This is a genomic window from Hansschlegelia beijingensis, from assembly GCF_014196425.1.
GTDB classification, from domain to species: domain Bacteria; phylum Pseudomonadota; class Alphaproteobacteria; order Rhizobiales; family Methylopilaceae; genus Methylopila; species Methylopila beijingensis.
Map to the genome: position 1 here is coordinate 391,522 of NZ_JACIDR010000001.1, position 16,485 is coordinate 408,006.

The window sequence follows — 16,485 nt, forward strand, 5'->3', positions numbered from 1 at the left end:
CCCCCGGGCTACTCCGCGGCCACCGAGCCGCCGGTCTGGAGCCGGCGGTCTTGCGCGGCCGTCAGCCGGCCCATCTTGCGAAGGTCCGACTCCTCGATCTGCAAGGCGGCGTCCACCCAGATGTCGGTGATGTCGCGCAGCTCGTCATAGAGCAGGGGCGCGACCCGCCGTCCGGCCCGGAACAGGGCGGAGAGGCCGTTGTGCCGCCGCAGGTTGCGGCTCAGCAGGCGGTGCGTCTCGGCGACGCCGTCGCCCGGCTCCGCGAGCGCCTGCACGAGCCCGCGCTCGTGAAGCTCCTCCGCCGAGTAGAGCTTGCCGCTGGCGATGATCTTCTCGGCCTCCGCCATCCCCACCCGGCGGGCGAGCAGGCTGTAGGCGCCCATGCCCGGAAACAGGTTGAACAGGATCTCGGGCAGCCCGAACTTGGCGCCGCGCTCCGCGACGATCATGTCGCAGGACAGGGCCGCCTCGAATCCTCCGCCGAGCGCGTCCCCCTGGACCAGAGCGACGGTGATGACCGACTGGTCGAAGCCGATCGCGTTCTCGTGCAGCACGTCGATGCAGGCCCGCGCGTAGTCCCGCAGCCCCTCGCGATCCTGTGCGCGGATCCAGCCCCGGAACAGGTCGAGGTCTCCGCCGAGGTTGAACATGCCGGGCAGGCGGGACGCCAGCACCCAGTATTTCAGCGGCGGCTCCTCGGGCGCGGCCTCGGCGAACGACTCGCGGATCGCCATCTGATGCGCAGAGATGTCGCGCAGCAGGCCTGGGGTGAAGCTCGGCGCGCCGATGGGGTTCATCCAGCACCAGCAGGCGCTCTGCGCGGCGTCGAGCTCGACCTCGATTTCATCGTAGCCGATTGCGTCCAGCGCGGGACGGGCGGGCTGGCGGATCGCCGACGTGGCGCCCAGCGCCGAGCGCAGCTTCGCGCGCGCTCGGTCAAGGCTCACGAAAGGGCGACCTTCAGGGAGGCTCATCGACACCGACATTGCGAACTCACCCAACCCAACTGACAACCGCAGAGCGTCCGTCCTTGCGATATTAACGTTCTGTTTACCTCTCTGAAAGGGGCGGCCAATTCTCACTCCCTTGTTTACGTCTCGTTAACTATATATTCGCGCTCCGGGCCAGACGATCTGAATGAAGTAGTGTTGTCTCACGTCGGGAATACTGATGATGCGGCGGCGCGGCAGAAGTCGAGAGCATGCGGTGCGGCCCAGGATTTTGCGTTAGTTCCCGCCGCGACCGCCTCGCCGGAGGTCGAGGGCAGGTCGAGAGATCGAATAGAGGGCGCCGCGGAGGCGTCCGGCGCCGGGAGTTTATTGTAAGCTGGCCAACCTCTTGGCGATTCCTCAACGGCACATAGGGCGGGACCGGCGAACTGGGCCCCCCGCCACTGTCACGGATGCGTGGCGTGCGGCATTCTGACGCACGTCCGGCGGCGGCGCCCCTCCACGGGTGCACCGCGTGGCGGCCGGCCGGAAGACACCGGCCGTGGGAGCGGGTAGGTTCCGCGGCGACGTTGGGCTCGGACGGGACTTGTGATGACAGGACTGCGCTGGCTGCTCGCTCCGCTGTGGGCGGCGCAAATCTTCACCGGGGCCAAGTCGTTCTGCGACAATGGCATCCTGGGCAGCGAGAAGCTGAATCGCCGGGGCCTGCATGTCTGGCGCGTGCGGCTGGCGTATCGGATGGCCGAGAAGCGCCGCGCGCGTCTCGCCTCAAGGGTCGCGGAGAGCGACCGCCGGGCGTTCGCGCGCGACGGCTTCATCATGAAGAACGATTTTCTCCCGCCGGAGGCGTTTCGCGCGCTCGTCGCCGAGTTGGAGGACGCCCGCGTCCCGGCGCGTGAGATGAAGCAGGGCGACGCCGTCACGCGGCGGATCGCGCTCGATCCCGAGACGCTCAAGGACCTTCCGGCCTGCGCGGCGCTCGTGCGGCGGCCGGAGTTCCAGAACCTGCTGCGCTACGTCGCGAGCTTCGACGTCGAGCCGATCATCTACGTCCAGACCGTGTTCGCGCAGGTGGACCGCTCCGCGACCGATCCGCAGACGGCCGTCCACGCCGACTGCTTCCATCCTACGATGAAGGCGTGGCTGTTCCTGCACGACGTGGAGGAGGATCTGGGGCCGTTCGTCTACGTGCCGGGCTCGCATCGGCCGACGCCGAGAAAGCTCGCCTGGGAGAAGCGGATGAGCGTCCGCGCCTCCTCGCTCGACCGGCTCTCCGCCCGCGGCTCCTTCCGGGTCGGCCCGGGCGACCTCAAGCGGATGCGGTTGCCGGAGCCGCGCAAGTTCGCCGTGCCGGCGAACACGCTGATCGTGGGCGACACCTCGGGCTTCCACGCCCGAGGCAAGAGCGAGCGGCCGTCGACGCGCGTCGAGATCTGGGCCTATTCGCGGCGCAATCCGTTTCTGCCCTGGACCGGGCTCGACATCTGGTCGCTCGGTCCCCTGCGCGGCCGTCAGGCGCCGCTGTTCTGGGGTCTGCTCGACCGGCTCGAGCGCTTCGGCCTCGGCCGCAGCCCGTGGCGAAAGGCCGGGATCGTCACCCCGTCCTCGCCGCCGGCTCCGCGCCGGTGATCGCCGCTCACCATTTGCCGCTGTTGGGCATCGAGGCCCAAGGCTCGGCCGGCGGCTTGGCCGGCCCCACCTGCAGCAGTTCGATCGAGATGTTGTCGGGGGAGCGCACGAAGGCCATGCGGCCGTCGCGCGGGGGCCGGTTGATCGTGACGCCGGCCGCCATCAGGCGCTCGCAGGCGGCGTAGATGTCATCGACCTCATAGGCCAGGTGGCCGAAGTTCCGGCCCTCGCCATAGACCTCCGGGTCCCAGTTGTAGGTCAGCTCGATCTGGGCCTCGGGCTGCCCGGGCGCGGCCAGGAAGATCAGCGTGAAACGTCCTTGCGGGCTTTCGGTGCGGCGGACCTCCTCCAGCCCGAGCTTCGCGCAATAGAAATCGAGCGAGGCGTCCACGTCGCTCACGCGCACCATCGTGTGCAGATATTTCATGAAGGCGTTCTCCGGCTTCCGGCGCGGCTAGCTATAGGCCCGAACGCCAAGCGCAAGAGAGGCGCGACGGACCGCCTCCGCCGAAATTTCGACCTCCGGTTTAACCGGCTCTTCGCCCTGTGCATGGACGCGACGCCTTGATTGGGCCATTTTTCGCTTCCCCCCGACCCGTCGGGTGGTATCGTTAGGTTTGATGGAGTCGAGGCGGCGGCTCTCGTCACGCGGTGTTTCCGGGCGGGCGGTTGTAATGGGTGCTGACAGGGCGAGGAGTGGTTCCCCCGGAGCGATGGAGCGTTCAGACGCTTCGTCCGAGGCGGTTCCCATCGATCTGTACGAGGTCTCCGGCACCATCAAGTGGTTCGATGTGGCCAAGGGATACGGCTTCATCGTGCCCGATAATGGCGGCCCGGACGTCCTGCTGCACGTCACCTGCATGCGCCGCGACGGCTTCCAGACCGCCAATGAGGGCGCCCGCATCGTCTGCGAGGCGCAGCTTAGGCCCAAGGGCGCCCAGGCGTTCCGGGTGCTGTCGATCGACGACAGCACGGCGCTTCACCCGGGGGAGCTTCCGCCGCCGCGCACCCATGTCTCGGTGACGCCGACCAGCTCGCTGGAGCTGGTCGAGGTGAAATGGTTCAACCGGCTGCGCGGCTTCGGCTTCCTGACGCGCGGCGACGGTTCGCCTGACATCTTCGTCCACATGGAGACGCTCCGCCGGTTCGGCATCATGGAGCTGCGGCCCGGACAGAAGGTGTTCGTCCGCTATGGCCCCGGCCCGAAGGGGCTGATGGCCGCTGAGGTCCGGCCGGACGGGCCGGGCGGCGGCCCGTCCTCGCACTGACCGCGGCGCCTCCACGGGAATCCGCATGACGACGCAAATGCTGGCGCGCTTCGCGCTCGCCTTCGCTCTGCTTGTCTGCGGCCTCAGCCCGGGCCGGGCCGCTGCCCTCGAGAAGCTGACCTTCGAGACCGCGACCGGCCCCCATACGTTCATGGTCGAGGTCGCCGTCACGCCGGAGGAGCGCGAGGTCGGCCTGATGTACCGGCGGTCGATGCCGGCGGATCACGGCATGCTGTTCGACTTCGGCAAGTCGGACGAGATCGCCATGTGGATGCAGAACACCTACCTGTCGCTCGACATGGTGTTCGTCACCGCCGACGGTCGCGTGAGGCGCGTCGAACGGGCCACGCAGCCGCTGTCGACCCGCGTGATCCCCTCCGAAGGCCCGGTGAGATACGTCGTGGAGCTCGTGGCCGGCGCCGCCGAGCGCATCGGGCTGAAGCCCGGGGATCGGGTCGTCCACCCCCGCATCGCGCAAACCGACCTCTGAGGCGGTCGCTCAGATCTTCCTGACCTCGCCCGGAGCGACGCCGAGGCGGCGGAGCTCATCGGCCGACAGCGGCAGCAGGGGCGCGCTTGGAACCGAGGAGCCATAGGGGATCGCGCGCCTGGCGGCGGCCTTGTCCACGATCGCGGCGGCCCATGAGCCGGCCTTCGCCCGCTCCTCGCCGCGAAGGTTCGCGAGCGGAAGAGTGAGCCGCCAGCCGGCGGGCGTCACGTCATGCGGCGCAGCGTCGGACGCCATGCGGCCCGCCTCAGCCCGCGCCGTCATCGTTCTCACTCGTCAGCTGGTCCACCGGAATGGCGCCCGCGCCGGAGGCCGCGGCGAGCCGTCCGCGCACCGCCTCGCGCAGCGTGTCGTTGATGCGGTCCTGCCAGCCCGCGCCGTCGGACTGGAACAGCTCGAGCACGTCCGAGTCGATGCGCAGCGTCACCATCTCGCGCGCTCCCGGAACCCCCTGCTTGCGCTCCGGAGCGGGCGCGGGCGGCGCCTTTGGCCGGAACGCGGCTTCGGCGGCTGCGCGCGGGTCGATCGGTCGACGGGCCATCGATGCTCCTGCCTTACTGCTCGCTGTAGGTTTCGCCGCGCCGGCCTCCGACGCGCTCGAAGCCGGCCACGGCGCGGGGATCCTTGCCGTCGATGTTGAGCGCCTGCGCGAAGGACGCGCGGGCGTTGCCGATCTCGTTGCGCTTCTCGAACGCCAGGCCGCGGCCGATCCAGGCGTCGATATATTTGGGGTTGAGCGTGCGGGCGGTGTTGAAGTCGTCGAGCGCGGCCTTGTCGTCGCCCTGAGCCAGATAGCTCATGCCGCGCCCGACATAAGGCTCTGCGGCGGTGACGGAGATCGCCGTCGCCTTGGTGAAGTCGTCGATCGCCTCGTCCTGTCGGCCCTGCGACTGATGGATCAGTCCGCGATTGTGCCAGGCCTGCGCGTTGTTCGGATCGAGCTGGATCGCCTGGTCGTAGTCCGCGACCGCGGCGTCGAGGCGGCCCGTCTGCCGGTAGAGATTGCCGCGGCCCACATAGGCGGGGCTGTAGTTCGAATCGGCCTGGATCGCGCGATTGTAGTCGGCGAGCGCGGCGCTCATGTTGTTCTGCGAGCGGTAGGCGAGCGCGCGGTTGGCGTAGGCCTTCGCGAAGGAGCCGTTCAGCTGGATCGCGCGGTTGAAGTCGCCGATCGCGTTGTCGTACTGGCCGAGCCGCGCATAGGCCGAGCCGCGCATGTTCCAGGCTTCGGGGTCGCTCGGGTTGTTGTTGACCACCTGGGTCAGCGAGCCGAGGTCCGTCTGGCGGGCTGCGTAGACGTCCGGGTCGATCGAGCGCGAGCCTGAGCCCGAGCCGACGGTGTCGCATGCCGCGAGGCCGAGCGCCGCGAGGGCCAGCCCCGCCAATCCGCCCAACGTTCGTGAAGCGCTGCCCCGTCCCATAGCCTGTCCCGCCTTCTGTGCGCCGCCTGAAGGCCCGTCAGACAAGGCGATTGCGGCGGCAATGCGATTCTAGGGCGCGTCCGGCCCGGCGTCGCGTCGCAACAGCCACGGACACGAAAAAACGCCCGCCGGCGTGGCCTGACGGGCGCACTGCGCGAACCCGGCGGGCGGCTCTGGGCCGGCGCGCCGCGTCCGCCGAAGCGATCAGCGAATCACTTCTTCTTCATGGGAAGCAGGCCCTCGCGCTGGGCGCGCTTGCGGGCCAGCTTGCGGGCGCGGCGGACGGCTTCGGCGGCCTCGCGGGCGCGCTTCTCCGACGGCTTCTCGTAATGGCCGCGCAGCTTCATCTCGCGAAAAATGCCTTCGCGCTGCATCTTCTTCTTGAGGGCCTTGAGGGCCTGGTCGACATTATTGTCGCGAACGAGAACCTGCACGTCGTGCCTCGTCTGGGCGTTTCGGGATCGGCGAAACAGTGGTCCGCCTGCGCGGACGCGGAAAACAAAAAACAGCGCGCCCGCATTGGCGCGGGCCGCCGTCTGCGAAGGAAACTAGCAAAGACCTTGGGGCTTGTCACGCGGGCGTGTGGGGCGGCCATGCGATTTCCGCAAGGCCCTCCGGGGACGCCTGGCTTCAGCTTTTCACCCGCGTGACATGGCCCATCTTGCGGCCCGGCACAGGCTCGGACTTGCCGTAGAGGTGAAGCGCGGCGCCGGGCTCCGCCAGCAGGGCGCGCCAGTCGTTCGCCTCGGCGCCGAGCAGGTTCGTCATCGTCACCCGGCCGCGCGTGTCGGTCGCCCCGAGCGGCCACCCGGCGATCGCCCGGACGTGCTGCTCGAACTGGCTCGTCAGCGCGCCCTCGATCGTCCAGTGGCCGGAGTTGTGCACCCGCGGCGCGATCTCGTTGACCACGACCCGCTCGCCGGCCGGCCCGTCCACGAGGAACAGCTCGACCCCCAGCACGCCGACATAGTCGAGGGCCTCCGCGATCTTGCGCGCGATGGCGACCGCCGAGGCGGTGGTCTCCGGCTTGACGTCGGCCGGCGCTTCCGATGTGCGCAGGACGTGGTTCTCATGGCGGTTCTCGACCACGTCGAACGCCGCGAAGGTCCCGTCGCGGCCGCGCGCCGCGATCACCGAGACCTCGGCGCGGAAATGCACGAAGGCCTCCAGGATGGCGGGCTGGCCGTTCATCATGGCGAGCGCCGCGTCGAGGCCGAGCCCCTCCCGCACCAGCACCTGGCCCTTGCCGTCATAGCCGAAGCGGCGCGTCTTCAGCACGGCCGGGCGCCCGATGGCCCCGACGGCCGCCGCCATGCTGGCGCGGTCGTCGACCGCCGCGAAGGCCGGCGTCGGGATGCCGAGATCGCGGACGAAGGTCTTCTCGAGCAGGCGGTCCTGCGTGGTCGCGAGCGCGCGGGCGTCCGGATACAGCGGCCGGTGCTGCGCGACGAGCTGCGCGGTCGCGGCCGGCACGTTCTCGAACTCATAGGTCACGACGTCGACGCTGTCGGCGAACAGCGCGAGCGCCGCCTCGTCCTCATAGGCCGCCACGGTCCGCTCGGTCGCGACGTCGAAGGCCGGGCTCTTGGGGTCCGGCGCATAGATGTGGGTCTTCAGTCCGAGCGGGGCGGCCGCGAGGGCGATCATGCGGCCGAGCTGGCCGCCGCCCAGGATGCCGATCGTGTCGCCGGGGGCGAGAATGCGCGTGGTCATGTTCAGGCGCTCCCGGAAGGGGTCTCGGCGACGCCGTCGGTCTGCGCGCGCCGCCATCCGGCCAGGCGTCCGGCGAGCTCGCGGTCGGAGAGCGCGAGCACCGAGGCGGCGAGCAGGGCGGCGTTCACCGCGCCGGCGCGGCCGATCGCCAGAGTGCCGACCGGCACGCCGGCCGGCATCTGGACGATCGACAGCAGGCTGTCGAGCCCCGAGAGGGTGCTGGACTGGACCGGCACGCCGAACACCGGAAGCGCCGTCATGGAGGCGACCATCCCGGGCAGATGCGCCGCGCCTCCGGCGCCGGCGATCACGACCCTGAAGCCCTCGGCCTCGGCGCCCTTGGCGAACGCCACCAGCCGGTCCGGGGTCCGGTGCGCGGACACGATCCTGGCCGAATAGGGCACCCCGAGCGCGTCCAGCGTCTCGGCGGCGTGCGCGAGCGTGGCCCAGTCTGACTGGCTGCCCATCACGATCGCGACGGGGGGCGGCTCGGCGCGGTTGTCCGCGACCATCTGGGCATGCTCCGAAGAAAAGAGGGGATCAGCGGTCGACAATAGGCGCCCGCGGTTTGGCAGGCAAGCAAGCCCGCCGGACGTCAGGCGATGATGTCGGGCGTGAGCTGGTCTTCCAGGAAGCCGATGCGGTCCTTGAGGCTCAGCTTGCGCTTCTTCAGCCGCTGGACCTGCAGCCGGTCGCCGGAGCCCAGCGCCTCGAGCGCGTCGATCGCGTGGTCGAGATCGCGGTGCTCCTCACGAAGGCGGGCGAGCTCCTCCCGGGCCGCCTGTTCCTGGGCCCGCGTCTCCTCGTCCCGCCCCGTCATTCGTCAGCCTGTCTCTCACGCACGCGCTCTCCGCCCCCGAGTATCGCCGCCGTCCGCACGAGCGGCAAGCTCCGCCCGGCACGGCCCTGTGAAGGTCCGGAGAGCGATCTCTGTTCGACAGGCGGGGTCGACCGTGACATCATCGCCACGTCGATCCTAAAAAAAGGGAGACGTGCTTTATGTCCATCGAGTCCCACATCGCTGAGCTCGAGAAGAAACATCAAGCGATCGAACGGGAAATTGAGATCGAACTCACGCGCCCGAGCACCGACGATGTCAGGGTAGCGTCTCTAAAGCGGAAGAAACTCCGCATCAAAGACGAAATGATGCGTTTGCAGTCACCGCAGCCCACGATTCACTGAACCAGCGGTTTTCAAACCTATCTTGCGTTTGCGCCGTCGACCTCATGGTCGGCGGCGCTTTCATGAGCGGAGCCGTGCTCGCGACGCGGCGGCCGCAGGCGCCTCAGCGCACCACGACCTTGGTGCCGATCGGCACGCGCTCATAGAGATCCTGCACGTCGAAATTGATCATGCGGATGCAGCCCGAGGACATCGCGCGGCCGATGGTCAGCGGTTCGTTCGTCCCGTGGATGCGGAACAGCGTGTCCTTGCCGTCGCGGTAGAGATACATCGCGCGGGCGCCGAGCGGGTTCTCGGGGCCGCCCGACATCCGCAGCGGCAGCTCCGGGCGGCGCTGGAGCATCTCGGCGGGCGGAATCCAGTCCGGCCACTCCTGCTTGGCGCCGACCTTGGCCTCGCCGGTCCAGCCGAAGCCCTCCTTGCCGACGCCCACCCCGTAGCGCATCGCCTTGCCGTCGGGCTCGACGAAATAGAGGAACTTGTCCTTCGTATCGATCACGATCGTGCCCGGCTTCTCGCCCGTCGGATCGACGACCTGCTGCCGGCGGTACTGGACCGGAAGGGCTGAGGGGTAGCTGGTCGACATTGCCGCGGCGATCGGGTCGGAGCCGAGATTGCTGGCGCAGCCCGCCAGCATCGAAGACGCCGCGAGCAACGCGGCCGCGGCGCAGCCTCGTACGACGTGAGACACTGAACTCATCTTGATCCCTGGCGTCCTGCACGTCGCGCTGGGGTCTCTTCCGGAGGACCCGAGCCGCCTGCTCCCTTGTTCGGACGATAAACGCAGCAATGGCCGTTCCGGGAGCATCCGGTTTCTTCGTTGTTGTTTTCGAAGCTGCTCGTGGCGCGCGGGCCACACTCCGGGGCCAGGAAATCGCCAAGACGGCCCAAGAAGAGACGGGCCCGGACCCCGGAACCGACGCGGCGCGGTCTTCAGCCGCGCGGCCGGCCGATCCCGTGGTAGACGAAGCCGTGCCGCTGCATCTCCTCGCGCGCATAAACGTTGCGCAGGTCGACCACGATCGGCTCACGCAGCAATTGCCTGACCCGGGCGAGGTCGAGCGCGCGGAACTGATCCCATTCGGTGAGCAGCACCAGGGCGTGGGCGCCGTCGAGCGCCTCATAGGCGTGGCCGGCGTAGATGACGTTGGGGAGATGGCTCCGCGCCTGCTCGGTCGCCTCGGGGTCGTAGGCCGACACGACGGCTCCCGCCGCCTCCAGCGCCGGCACCAGCGCGAGCGCCGGGGCCTCTCGCATATCGTCCGTGTTGGGCTTGAAGGCCAGACCGAGCAGACCGATCCGCTTGCCCGCGACCGACCCGCCGCAGGCCGCGATCACGCGGCCGGCGAGCGCGTCGCGGCGCGCCTCGTTGACCGCGATCACGGTCTCCACGATCCGGACCGGCGAGCCGTATTCCTGCGCCGTAAGGGCAAGCGCCCGCGTGTCCTTCGGGAAGCAGGAGCCTCCGAAGCCAGGCCCCGCGTGCAGGAACTTCGGCCCGATGCGGTTGTCGAGACCGATGCCGCGCGCGACCTCCTGCACGTTCGCGCCGACCTTCTCGCACAGGTCGGCGATCTCGTTGATGAAGGTGATCTTGGTCGCGAGGAACGCGTTCGAGGCGTATTTGATGAGCTCCGCCGAACGTCGGTCGGTGAACACCAGCGGCGCGACATTCAGATAGAGCGGGCGGTAGAGAGCCTCCATGGCCGCCCGCGCGCGGGGATCCTCGACGCCGACCACGATCCGGTCGGGCCGCTTGAAGTCGTCGATCGCGGAGCCTTCCCGCAGGAATTCCGGGTTGGAGGCGACGGCGAGGTCAGCGTCCGGATTGGTCTCGCGCATGACGCGCTCGACGTCGTCGCCGGCGCCGACCGGCACGGTCGACTTGTTCACCACCACCGTGAAGCCTTCGAGCGCCCCGGCGATCTGCCGGGCCGCCTCCATCACGAAGGTCAGGTCGGCGTGACCGTTCCCGCGACGCGAAGGCGTGCCGACGGCGATCATCACGACGTCCGCCTCGCGCACCGCAGGCGCAAGCTCGGTCGAAAACGTCAGCCGGCCGGCGGAGAGATTTCGCTCGACGAGTTCGTCGAGGCCGGGCTCGTAGATCGGCACGATCGCCTTGTTGAGCGCTTCGATCTTTCGTTCGTCAGAGTCGATGCAGGCCACCTGGTGGCCGAAATCCGCGAAACATGCGCCGGAGACCAGCCCGACGTAGCCCGAACCGATGACAGTGACGCGCAACGACTAGGCCCTCTGATGCTACGCCCGCGGTTCGGCCCGTGGGATGGTGGGCGGATATGGCTTTCCAAGCGAACCAAGTAGAGCGCCCGCGTCGGAAGTCCTCAGGGCGCAAGGTCGCGGAATAGTTGTGCGTACACCTTGGCGGACGCGGCCCACGAGACGTCGGTCGCCATGCCGTTGCGCTGGAGGCGGGCCCAAGTTCCCTGATCGGCGTAGAGCGCGGCCGTCCGCCGGATGGCGGCCTCGAGAGCCCCGCGGCCGGCGGGAGAAAACTGCACGCCGGTCGCCACGCCGGCGGCGATCGCCACCGGGTTGGCGTCGATGACCGTGTCGGCGAGCCCGCCCACCCGGGCGACGACCGGAACCGCGCCATAGCGCAGGGCGCAGAGCTGGGTGAGGCCGCAGGGCTCGAAGCGCGACGGGACCACCAGGGCGTCGGCGCCGCCCTGGATGAGATGAGCCAGCGTCTCGTCATAGCCGAAGGCGCAGCCGATCCGGCCCGGATGCGTCTCCGCAAGGGCGCGGAAGCGATCCTCCAGGGCCACGTCGCCCGCCCCGAGCACCGCCAGGTTGGCGCCGGCCTCGAGCAGGGCCGGCATCGCGTCCGCAAGCAGGTCGAGGCCCTTCTGCGCGGACAGCCGGCTCACGACGCCGAAGGTCGGCCCGGCGCTCGCGGCCAGCCGGAACCGCTCCGACAGCGCGCGCTTGTTGAGACGCCGGCCCGAAAGGTCCTTCGCCGAGTAGCGCATCTCGAGCGCGGGGTCGGTCGCGGGGTCCCAGACTTCGACGTCGATGCCGTTCAGTATGCCGAAGACGTCGCGCTTGCGGCTGCGCAGCAGCCCCTCGAGGCCCATCCCGCCGGCGGGCTCCAGGATCTCGGAGGCGTAGCTCGGCGACACGGTGGTGATCCGGTCGGCGTAGTAGATCCCGGCCTTCAGGAAGCCGATCCCGCCATAATACTCGACGCCTTCGATCGACATGGCCTGCGGGGGAAGCCCGAGGCGCGGAAGCAGATCCGCCGGAAACGAGCCCTGGAAGGCGATGTTGTGAATGGTGGCGACGATCCGCGGCCGCCGTTCGGCATGGGCCATGTAGGCCGCCGCGAAACCGGACTGCCAGTCGTGCAGGTGCGCCACGTCGGGGGCGGGAAGAGCGGTCGCGCCGCGGCCGATCTCGGCGGCGACCCGCCCGAGGGCCGCGAAGCGGAACGCGTTGTCCGGCCAGTCGCGGCCGCCGGCGTCCGCGTAAAGCCCGCCGGGCCGCGCGTAGAGATGAGGCGCGTCGATCGCGATCACCTCGAGCCCCGCGGCTCGGCCGGCCACCGCAGCGGCGGGCCCGCCGAACAGGTCGTCGAAACGCGCGACGATCTCGCCGTCGCGCAGCGCGTGCAGCACCGCCCCGAAGCCCGGGAGTAGGGTCTGGACGCGCACTCCGGTCGGCTCGAGCGCGGCGGGAAGCGCGCCGACCACGTCCGCCAGCCCGCCGGTCTTGACCAGCGGGTAAGCTTCGGAGGCGACGGCCAGAACGTTCAATGACATCGGCTCTCTCTTGTGGGAGCGAGGCGAGGTTCATAGCCCTTGATGGCGGCGGAGACGACCCCGCGCCCGGGGATCAAAGACGGTCGATCATCGACTGGGTGATCAGGCAGACGCCCTTCTTGGTCCGCCGGAAGCGTTGCGCGTCGAGTTCGGGGTCCTCGCCGACGACGAGCTTTGGCGGAATCTTCACGCCGCGGTCCACCACGACGTTCTTCAGCCGGCAGGAGCGCCCGATGTCGACATAGGGGAGCACGACGGCGCGCTCGACCTCGGTGTAGGAGTTCACCCGCACGCCGGTGAACAGCAGCGACTCCGTCACGCAGGCGCCCGAGACCACGCAGCCGCCCGACACCAGCGAGGAGACCGCCTGGCCGCGGCGCCCGTCCTCGTTGTGGATGAACTTGGCGGGCGGGACCATCTCGGCGAAGGTCGAGATCGGCCAGTTCTGATCGTAGAGATCGAGGGCCGGGACGAAGTCGGTGAGGTCGAGATTGGCCTCGAAATAGGCGTCCACCGTGCCGACGTCGCGCCAGTAGGGCTCCTTTTCCGAGGATGACCGCACGCAGGAGCGCGAGAAGTGGTGCGCCACCGCTTTCCCGCCCTTCACGATCTGCGGGATGATGTCGTGCCCGAAATCGTGGCTGGAGTTCGGGTCCTCGGCGTCCTTGCGCAGCAGCTCGAACAGGAACGGCGTGTCGAAGACATAGATGCCCATGCTGGCGAGCGCCTGGTCGGGCTTGCCGGGCATCCCGGGCGGATCGGCGGGCTTCTCCAGGAAGGCGATGACGCGGTCGCGTTCGTCGACATGCATGACGCCGAAGGCGCTCGCCTCGCTGCGCTCGACCTCGAGGCAGCCGATCGTGACGTCCGCGCCGCTCTCGACGTGCTGCGCGAGCATCTGCTCGTAGTCCATCTTGTAGATGTGGTCGCCAGCCAGCACGACGATGTGGCGCGGCGCGTAGTCCTCGATGATGTCGATGTTCTGATAGACCGCGTCCGCGGTCCCGAGATACCAGGCGCCTTCCGAAACCCGCTGGCTGGCCGGGAGCAGGTCGAAGCTCTCGTTGCGCTCGGCGCGGAAGAAGTTCCAGCCCCTCTGCAGGTGGCGGAGCAGGCTGTGCGCCTTGTATTGCGTGGCGACGCCGATCCGCCGGATCCCCGAGTTCAGCGCGTTCGAGAGCGCGAAGTCGATGATGCGCGACTTGCCCCCGAAATAGACCGCCGGCTTGGCGCGCCGGTCGGTCAGCTCCCTGAGGCGGGATCCGCGCCCCCCCGCCAGGACGAACGCCATCGCCCCGCGGGCGTAGGGCGGGCCAAGCGGCGTCTTGGGGGGCATGCGGGCGTCTCCTGGCGTCGCCTGGCTCCGCGGCCTCAGGCGAGATCGCTCGAGGGCTGCACGTTCCAGATCTCCTTGGCGTACTCAAGTATGGTCCGGTCGGACGAGAACCAGCCCACCTGCGCGGTGTTCTTGACGCTGGCGCTCATCCAGGCGGACTTGTCGCGCCACAGTCTGTACACGCTCCGCTGGGCGTCGAAATAGGCGTCGAAGTCCGCCGTCACCAGGAAAACGTCGTTGTCGAGCAGCCCGTCGATCAGGCCGCGATAGCGGCTCGGATCGTCCGGCGAGAACACGCCGTTGCGGATCGAGTCCAGCACCTCGCGCAGGGTCGGGGAGGCCTCCACGGCGGCGTGGGCGTTGAAGCCGCGCTGCTTGCGCGCCTGCACCTCCTGGGCCGTGAGCCCGAAGATGAAGATATTGTCGTCGCCGACGCGCTCGCGGATCTCCACATTGGCGCCGTCCAGCGTGCCGATGGTGAGCGCGCCGTTCAGGGCGAGCTTCATGTTGCCCGTGCCGGACGCTTCGGTGCCCGCGGTGGAGATCTGCTCGGAAAGGTCGGCCGCCGGGATTATCGCCTCGGCGAGGCTCACATTGTAGTTCGGCAGGAAGGCCACCTTGAGCAGCCCGCGCACGGTCGGGTCGGAATTGACGATCCGGGCGACATCGTTGGCGAGCTTGATGATCAGCTTGGCCTGATGGTAGCTCGCCGCCGCCTTGCCCGCGAAGATCTTCACGCGCGGCATCCAGGCGCGCATCGGCTGCGCGCGGATCGCGTTGTAGACCGCCACCGTCTCGAGAATGTTCAGAAGCTGCCGCTTGTATTCGTGAATGCGCTTGATCTGGACGTCGAACAGCGCGTCCGGGTCGACCCAGACGTCGTTGCGCTCGGCGATGATCTTGGCGAGCGCCACCTTGTTCTCGCGTCGCGCGTTCAGCAGCGCGTCGTGCAGTCCGGCGTCGTCCGCCATCGGCAGCAACAGCTCGAGCCGCTCCGGATCGTCGAGCAGCTCCGGGCCGACGGCCTCGATCAGGATTTTGGTCAGCCTCGGATTGGCCTGCGCCAGCCAGCGCCGGAAGGTGATGCCGTTGGTCTTGTTGACGATCCGGTCCGGGTGCAGCGCGTGCAGGTCCCGGAACACGGTCTGCTTCATGAGGTCGGTGTGAAGCGCCGAGACGCCGTTCACCTTGTGTGAGCCGATGAAGGCCAGCACGCCCATCCGCACTCGTCGGCCGCCGTTCTCGTCGATCAGCGAGACCGAGGACAGCAGCCCGTCGTCGCCCGGCCGCTTGCCGCGCGCGGTCTCGAGCTCGAGCGCGTTGATCATGTAGATGATCTGCATGTGGCGCGGCAGCAGCCGCTCCATCAGCGGCAGCGGCCAGCTCTCCAGCGCCTCGGGCAGAAGCGTGTGGTTGGTGTAGGAGAACGTGCCGACCGTGATCAGCCAGGCCTCCGCCCACGGCACGTCGTGGAGGTCGATCAGGATGCGCATCAGCTCAGGGATGGCGATCGCCGGATGCGTGTCGTTCAGCTGAATGGCGACGTGGTCGGGCAGCGACCCGAGGTCGCCATGCTCCTCCAGATGCCGGCGGACGAGATCCTGCAGCGAGGCGGAAGCGAAGAAGTATTCCTGGCGCAGCCGCAGCTCCTGGCCGGCCGGCGTCTCGTCGCTCGGGTAGAGGACCTTGGAGATCGACTCGACCCGGACGCGGTCGGCGAGCGCGCCGACATAGTCGCCGCGGTTGAACGCCGCGAGGCTCAGCGGGTCGGGCGCGCGGGCGGACCACAGACGCAGCGTGTTGACGTGCTTGCCGCGCCAGCCGACGACCGGGATGTCGAACGCCACCGCGTCGACCTTCTCGGCCGGCCGCCAGACGTGCTTGGCCCGGCCGCCCGAATTGATCTGTTCGACATAGCCGCCGAAGCCGATGGCGTAGTCGATCTCCGGATGGGCGAACTCCCAGGGGTTGCCGAACGAGAGCCAGTCTTCGGGATATTCCTGCTGCCAGCCGTCGCGCATGCCCTGGCGGAACAGGCCGTGGTCGTAGCGGATGCCGTAGCCGAAGGCCGGGACGCCGACGGAGGCCATCGAATCCATGAAGCAGGCGGCGAGCCGGCCGAGGCCGCCATTGCCGAGCGCGGCGTCCGGCTCGGCTTCGCGCACGCGGTCGAGCTCGACGCCAAGGCCCGCGAGCGCTTCGCGCGCGGCATCGGTGAGGCCGAGATTATGCAGCGCGTCGAACAGCAGGCGGCCGATGAGGAACTCAAGCGAGAGATAGTAGACGCGCTTGCGCGGCCGCGCGTGATCGGGCGCATGCTCGAGCAGCCAGCGATCGACGATCCGGTCGCGCACGGCGAGGGCGGTCGCGACGAACCAGTCCCGTGTGCTGGCGGTCTCCGGGGAGCGGCCGACCGAATAGGTCAGCTCCGCCAGGATCTCCTGCCGCAGCTTCGTGGCGTCCGTCGTTCCGCTCGCCTCTGAGCCCGCCTTGCGCACAGGGCGGCGCGCCACGTCCGCCGCGAGGGCGGTGGGTGTGTCGTTCATCGCGCTGTCTCCGTCTTCGCCGGCGTCCGCACCGACGCCGCGGCTCCAGTCAAACACGTGGAGTTCGCGATGGCGACCTCCAGAGCCGGCCTCTGTGGAAGATGACGCGGGGCGACGCCGGCGCCCTCAGGAGCCGACGGGGCAGGCCAC

At 69.0% G+C, this 16,485-nt stretch carries 17 protein-coding genes and 1 pseudogene; 4 read left to right on the forward strand and 14 right to left on the reverse strand.

The features are described 5' to 3' along the window. Positions 1–8: 8 nt before the first annotated feature. A complete protein-coding gene (locus tag GGR24_RS01810; protein WP_343066162.1) occupies positions 9–947 on the reverse strand; it encodes a crotonase/enoyl-CoA hydratase family protein in 939 nt (312 codons plus the stop codon). A 594-nt stretch (positions 948–1,541) separates the two neighbouring features. On the opposite strand from GGR24_RS01810, the gene GGR24_RS01815 reads away from it, so the two are divergent. Then, a complete protein-coding gene (locus tag GGR24_RS01815; RefSeq protein WP_183393581.1) occupies positions 1,542–2,579 on the forward strand; it encodes a phytanoyl-CoA dioxygenase family protein in 1,038 nt (345 codons plus the stop codon). 7 nt (positions 2,580–2,586) lie between these two features. On the opposite strand, the gene GGR24_RS01820 is transcribed toward GGR24_RS01815, so the two are convergent. Further along, on the reverse strand, positions 2,587–3,006 hold the full coding sequence (locus tag GGR24_RS01820) for a VOC family protein (RefSeq protein ID WP_183393582.1): 420 nt from the start codon (positions 3,004–3,006) through the stop codon (positions 2,587–2,589). A gap of 286 nt (positions 3,007–3,292) precedes the next feature. Here GGR24_RS01820 and GGR24_RS01825 point away from each other — a divergent pair, with 286 nt between their 5' ends. Further along, positions 3,293–3,847 (forward strand): cold-shock protein, encoded by a 555-nt coding sequence (locus tag GGR24_RS01825; RefSeq protein WP_246397907.1) that lies wholly within the window; start codon positions 3,293–3,295, stop codon positions 3,845–3,847. 25 nt (positions 3,848–3,872) lie between these two features. Beyond that, entirely contained in the window at positions 3,873–4,337 is a 465-nt protein-coding gene (locus tag GGR24_RS01830; protein ID WP_183393584.1) for a DUF192 domain-containing protein, read from the forward strand. A 9-nt stretch (positions 4,338–4,346) separates the two neighbouring features. Here GGR24_RS01830 and GGR24_RS01835 read toward each other — a convergent pair whose 3' ends face one another. The 7 genes and pseudogenes from GGR24_RS01835 to GGR24_RS01865 form a co-directional block, all read right to left on the reverse strand. Continuing rightward, on the reverse strand, positions 4,347–4,619 hold the full coding sequence (locus GGR24_RS01835; RefSeq protein WP_246397908.1) for a hypothetical protein: 273 nt from the start codon (positions 4,617–4,619) through the stop codon (positions 4,347–4,349). Further along, entirely contained in the window at positions 4,603–4,896 is a 294-nt protein-coding gene (locus GGR24_RS01840) for a BrnA antitoxin family protein (protein WP_183393585.1), read from the reverse strand. Before GGR24_RS01840 ends, GGR24_RS01835 begins: the two co-directional genes overlap by 17 nt. A gap of 13 nt (positions 4,897–4,909) precedes the next feature. Beyond that, entirely contained in the window at positions 4,910–5,740 is an 831-nt protein-coding gene (locus GGR24_RS01845) for a tetratricopeptide repeat protein (RefSeq protein WP_246397909.1), read from the reverse strand. Positions 5,741–5,991: 251 nt separating this feature from the next. Continuing rightward, positions 5,992–6,210: pseudogene (gene rpsU / locus GGR24_RS17740) on the reverse strand (30S ribosomal protein S21); the annotation flags it as partial. 196 nt (positions 6,211–6,406) lie between these two features. Continuing rightward, the gene (locus GGR24_RS01855; RefSeq protein WP_183393588.1) at positions 6,407–7,489 is read right to left on the reverse strand and encodes a 5-(carboxyamino)imidazole ribonucleotide synthase; all 1,083 of its coding nucleotides are present in this window, start codon (positions 7,487–7,489) and stop codon (positions 6,407–6,409) included. 2 nt (positions 7,490–7,491) lie between these two features. Beyond that, the gene (purE, locus tag GGR24_RS01860) at positions 7,492–8,001 is read right to left on the reverse strand and encodes a 5-(carboxyamino)imidazole ribonucleotide mutase (RefSeq protein WP_183393589.1); all 510 of its coding nucleotides are present in this window, start codon (positions 7,999–8,001) and stop codon (positions 7,492–7,494) included. An 83-nt stretch (positions 8,002–8,084) separates the two neighbouring features. Then, positions 8,085–8,309, reverse strand: coding sequence for a YdcH family protein (locus GGR24_RS01865; RefSeq protein WP_183393590.1), 225 nt, complete (start codon positions 8,307–8,309; stop codon positions 8,085–8,087). Positions 8,310–8,488: 179 nt separating this feature from the next. Here GGR24_RS01865 and GGR24_RS01870 point away from each other — a divergent pair, with 179 nt between their 5' ends. Beyond that, complete coding sequence (locus tag GGR24_RS01870) at positions 8,489–8,671, forward strand: YdcH family protein (RefSeq protein ID WP_183393591.1); 183 nt, start codon at positions 8,489–8,491, stop codon at positions 8,669–8,671. A 103-nt stretch (positions 8,672–8,774) separates the two neighbouring features. Here GGR24_RS01870 and GGR24_RS01875 read toward each other — a convergent pair whose 3' ends face one another. From GGR24_RS01875 to GGR24_RS01895, 5 genes are all read right to left on the reverse strand, one after another. Continuing rightward, entirely contained in the window at positions 8,775–9,371 is a 597-nt protein-coding gene (locus GGR24_RS01875; RefSeq protein WP_183393592.1) for a L,D-transpeptidase, read from the reverse strand. A gap of 233 nt (positions 9,372–9,604) precedes the next feature. Continuing rightward, positions 9,605–10,915 (reverse strand): UDP-glucose dehydrogenase family protein, encoded by a 1,311-nt coding sequence (locus GGR24_RS01880; RefSeq protein ID WP_183393593.1) that lies wholly within the window; start codon positions 10,913–10,915, stop codon positions 9,605–9,607. Positions 10,916–11,016: 101 nt separating this feature from the next. Continuing rightward, positions 11,017–12,453 (reverse strand): glycogen synthase GlgA, encoded by a 1,437-nt coding sequence (glgA, locus tag GGR24_RS01885; RefSeq protein WP_183393594.1) that lies wholly within the window; start codon positions 12,451–12,453, stop codon positions 11,017–11,019. Positions 12,454–12,526: 73 nt separating this feature from the next. Continuing rightward, the gene (glgC, locus tag GGR24_RS01890) at positions 12,527–13,789 is read right to left on the reverse strand and encodes a glucose-1-phosphate adenylyltransferase (RefSeq protein WP_183393595.1); all 1,263 of its coding nucleotides are present in this window, start codon (positions 13,787–13,789) and stop codon (positions 12,527–12,529) included. Between the two features lie 35 nt (positions 13,790–13,824). Then, entirely contained in the window at positions 13,825–16,335 is a 2,511-nt protein-coding gene (locus GGR24_RS01895; RefSeq protein ID WP_183393596.1) for a glycogen/starch/alpha-glucan phosphorylase, read from the reverse strand. Positions 16,336–16,485: the final 150 nt, after the last annotated feature.

What these genes read in the sequence shown, in the direction of transcription:
- GGR24_RS01815 (WP_183393581.1), top strand. Translation starts at nt 1,542, where the DNA reads ATGACAGGACTGCGCTGGCTGCTCGCTCCGCTGTGGGCGGCGCAAATC.
- GGR24_RS01820 (WP_183393582.1), bottom strand. Translation starts at nt 3,006, where the DNA reads ATGAAATATCTGCACACGATGGTGCGCGTGAGCGACGTGGACGCCTCG.
- GGR24_RS01825 (WP_246397907.1), top strand. Translation starts at nt 3,293, where the DNA reads ATGGAGCGTTCAGACGCTTCGTCCGAGGCGGTTCCCATCGATCTGTAC.
- GGR24_RS01830 (WP_183393584.1), top strand. Translation starts at nt 3,873, where the DNA reads ATGACGACGCAAATGCTGGCGCGCTTCGCGCTCGCCTTCGCTCTGCTT.
- GGR24_RS01835 (WP_246397908.1), bottom strand. Translation starts at nt 4,619, where the DNA reads ATGACGGCGCGGGCTGAGGCGGGCCGCATGGCGTCCGACGCTGCGCCG.
- GGR24_RS01840 (WP_183393585.1), bottom strand. Translation starts at nt 4,896, where the DNA reads ATGGCCCGTCGACCGATCGACCCGCGCGCAGCCGCCGAAGCCGCGTTC.
- GGR24_RS01855 (WP_183393588.1), bottom strand. Translation starts at nt 7,489, where the DNA reads ATGACCACGCGCATTCTCGCCCCCGGCGACACGATCGGCATCCTGGGC.
- purE (WP_183393589.1), bottom strand. Translation starts at nt 8,001, where the DNA reads ATGGTCGCGGACAACCGCGCCGAGCCGCCCCCCGTCGCGATCGTGATG.
- GGR24_RS01865 (WP_183393590.1), bottom strand. Translation starts at nt 8,309, where the DNA reads ATGACGGGGCGGGACGAGGAGACGCGGGCCCAGGAACAGGCGGCCCGG.
- GGR24_RS01870 (WP_183393591.1), top strand. Translation starts at nt 8,489, where the DNA reads ATGTCCATCGAGTCCCACATCGCTGAGCTCGAGAAGAAACATCAAGCG.
- GGR24_RS01875 (WP_183393592.1), bottom strand. Translation starts at nt 9,371, where the DNA reads ATGAGTTCAGTGTCTCACGTCGTACGAGGCTGCGCCGCGGCCGCGTTG.
- glgA (WP_183393594.1), bottom strand. Translation starts at nt 12,453, where the DNA reads ATGTCATTGAACGTTCTGGCCGTCGCCTCCGAAGCTTACCCGCTGGTC.
- glgC (WP_183393595.1), bottom strand. Translation starts at nt 13,789, where the DNA reads ATGCCCCCCAAGACGCCGCTTGGCCCGCCCTACGCCCGCGGGGCGATG.
- GGR24_RS01895 (WP_183393596.1), bottom strand. Translation starts at nt 16,335, where the DNA reads ATGAACGACACACCCACCGCCCTCGCGGCGGACGTGGCGCGCCGCCCT.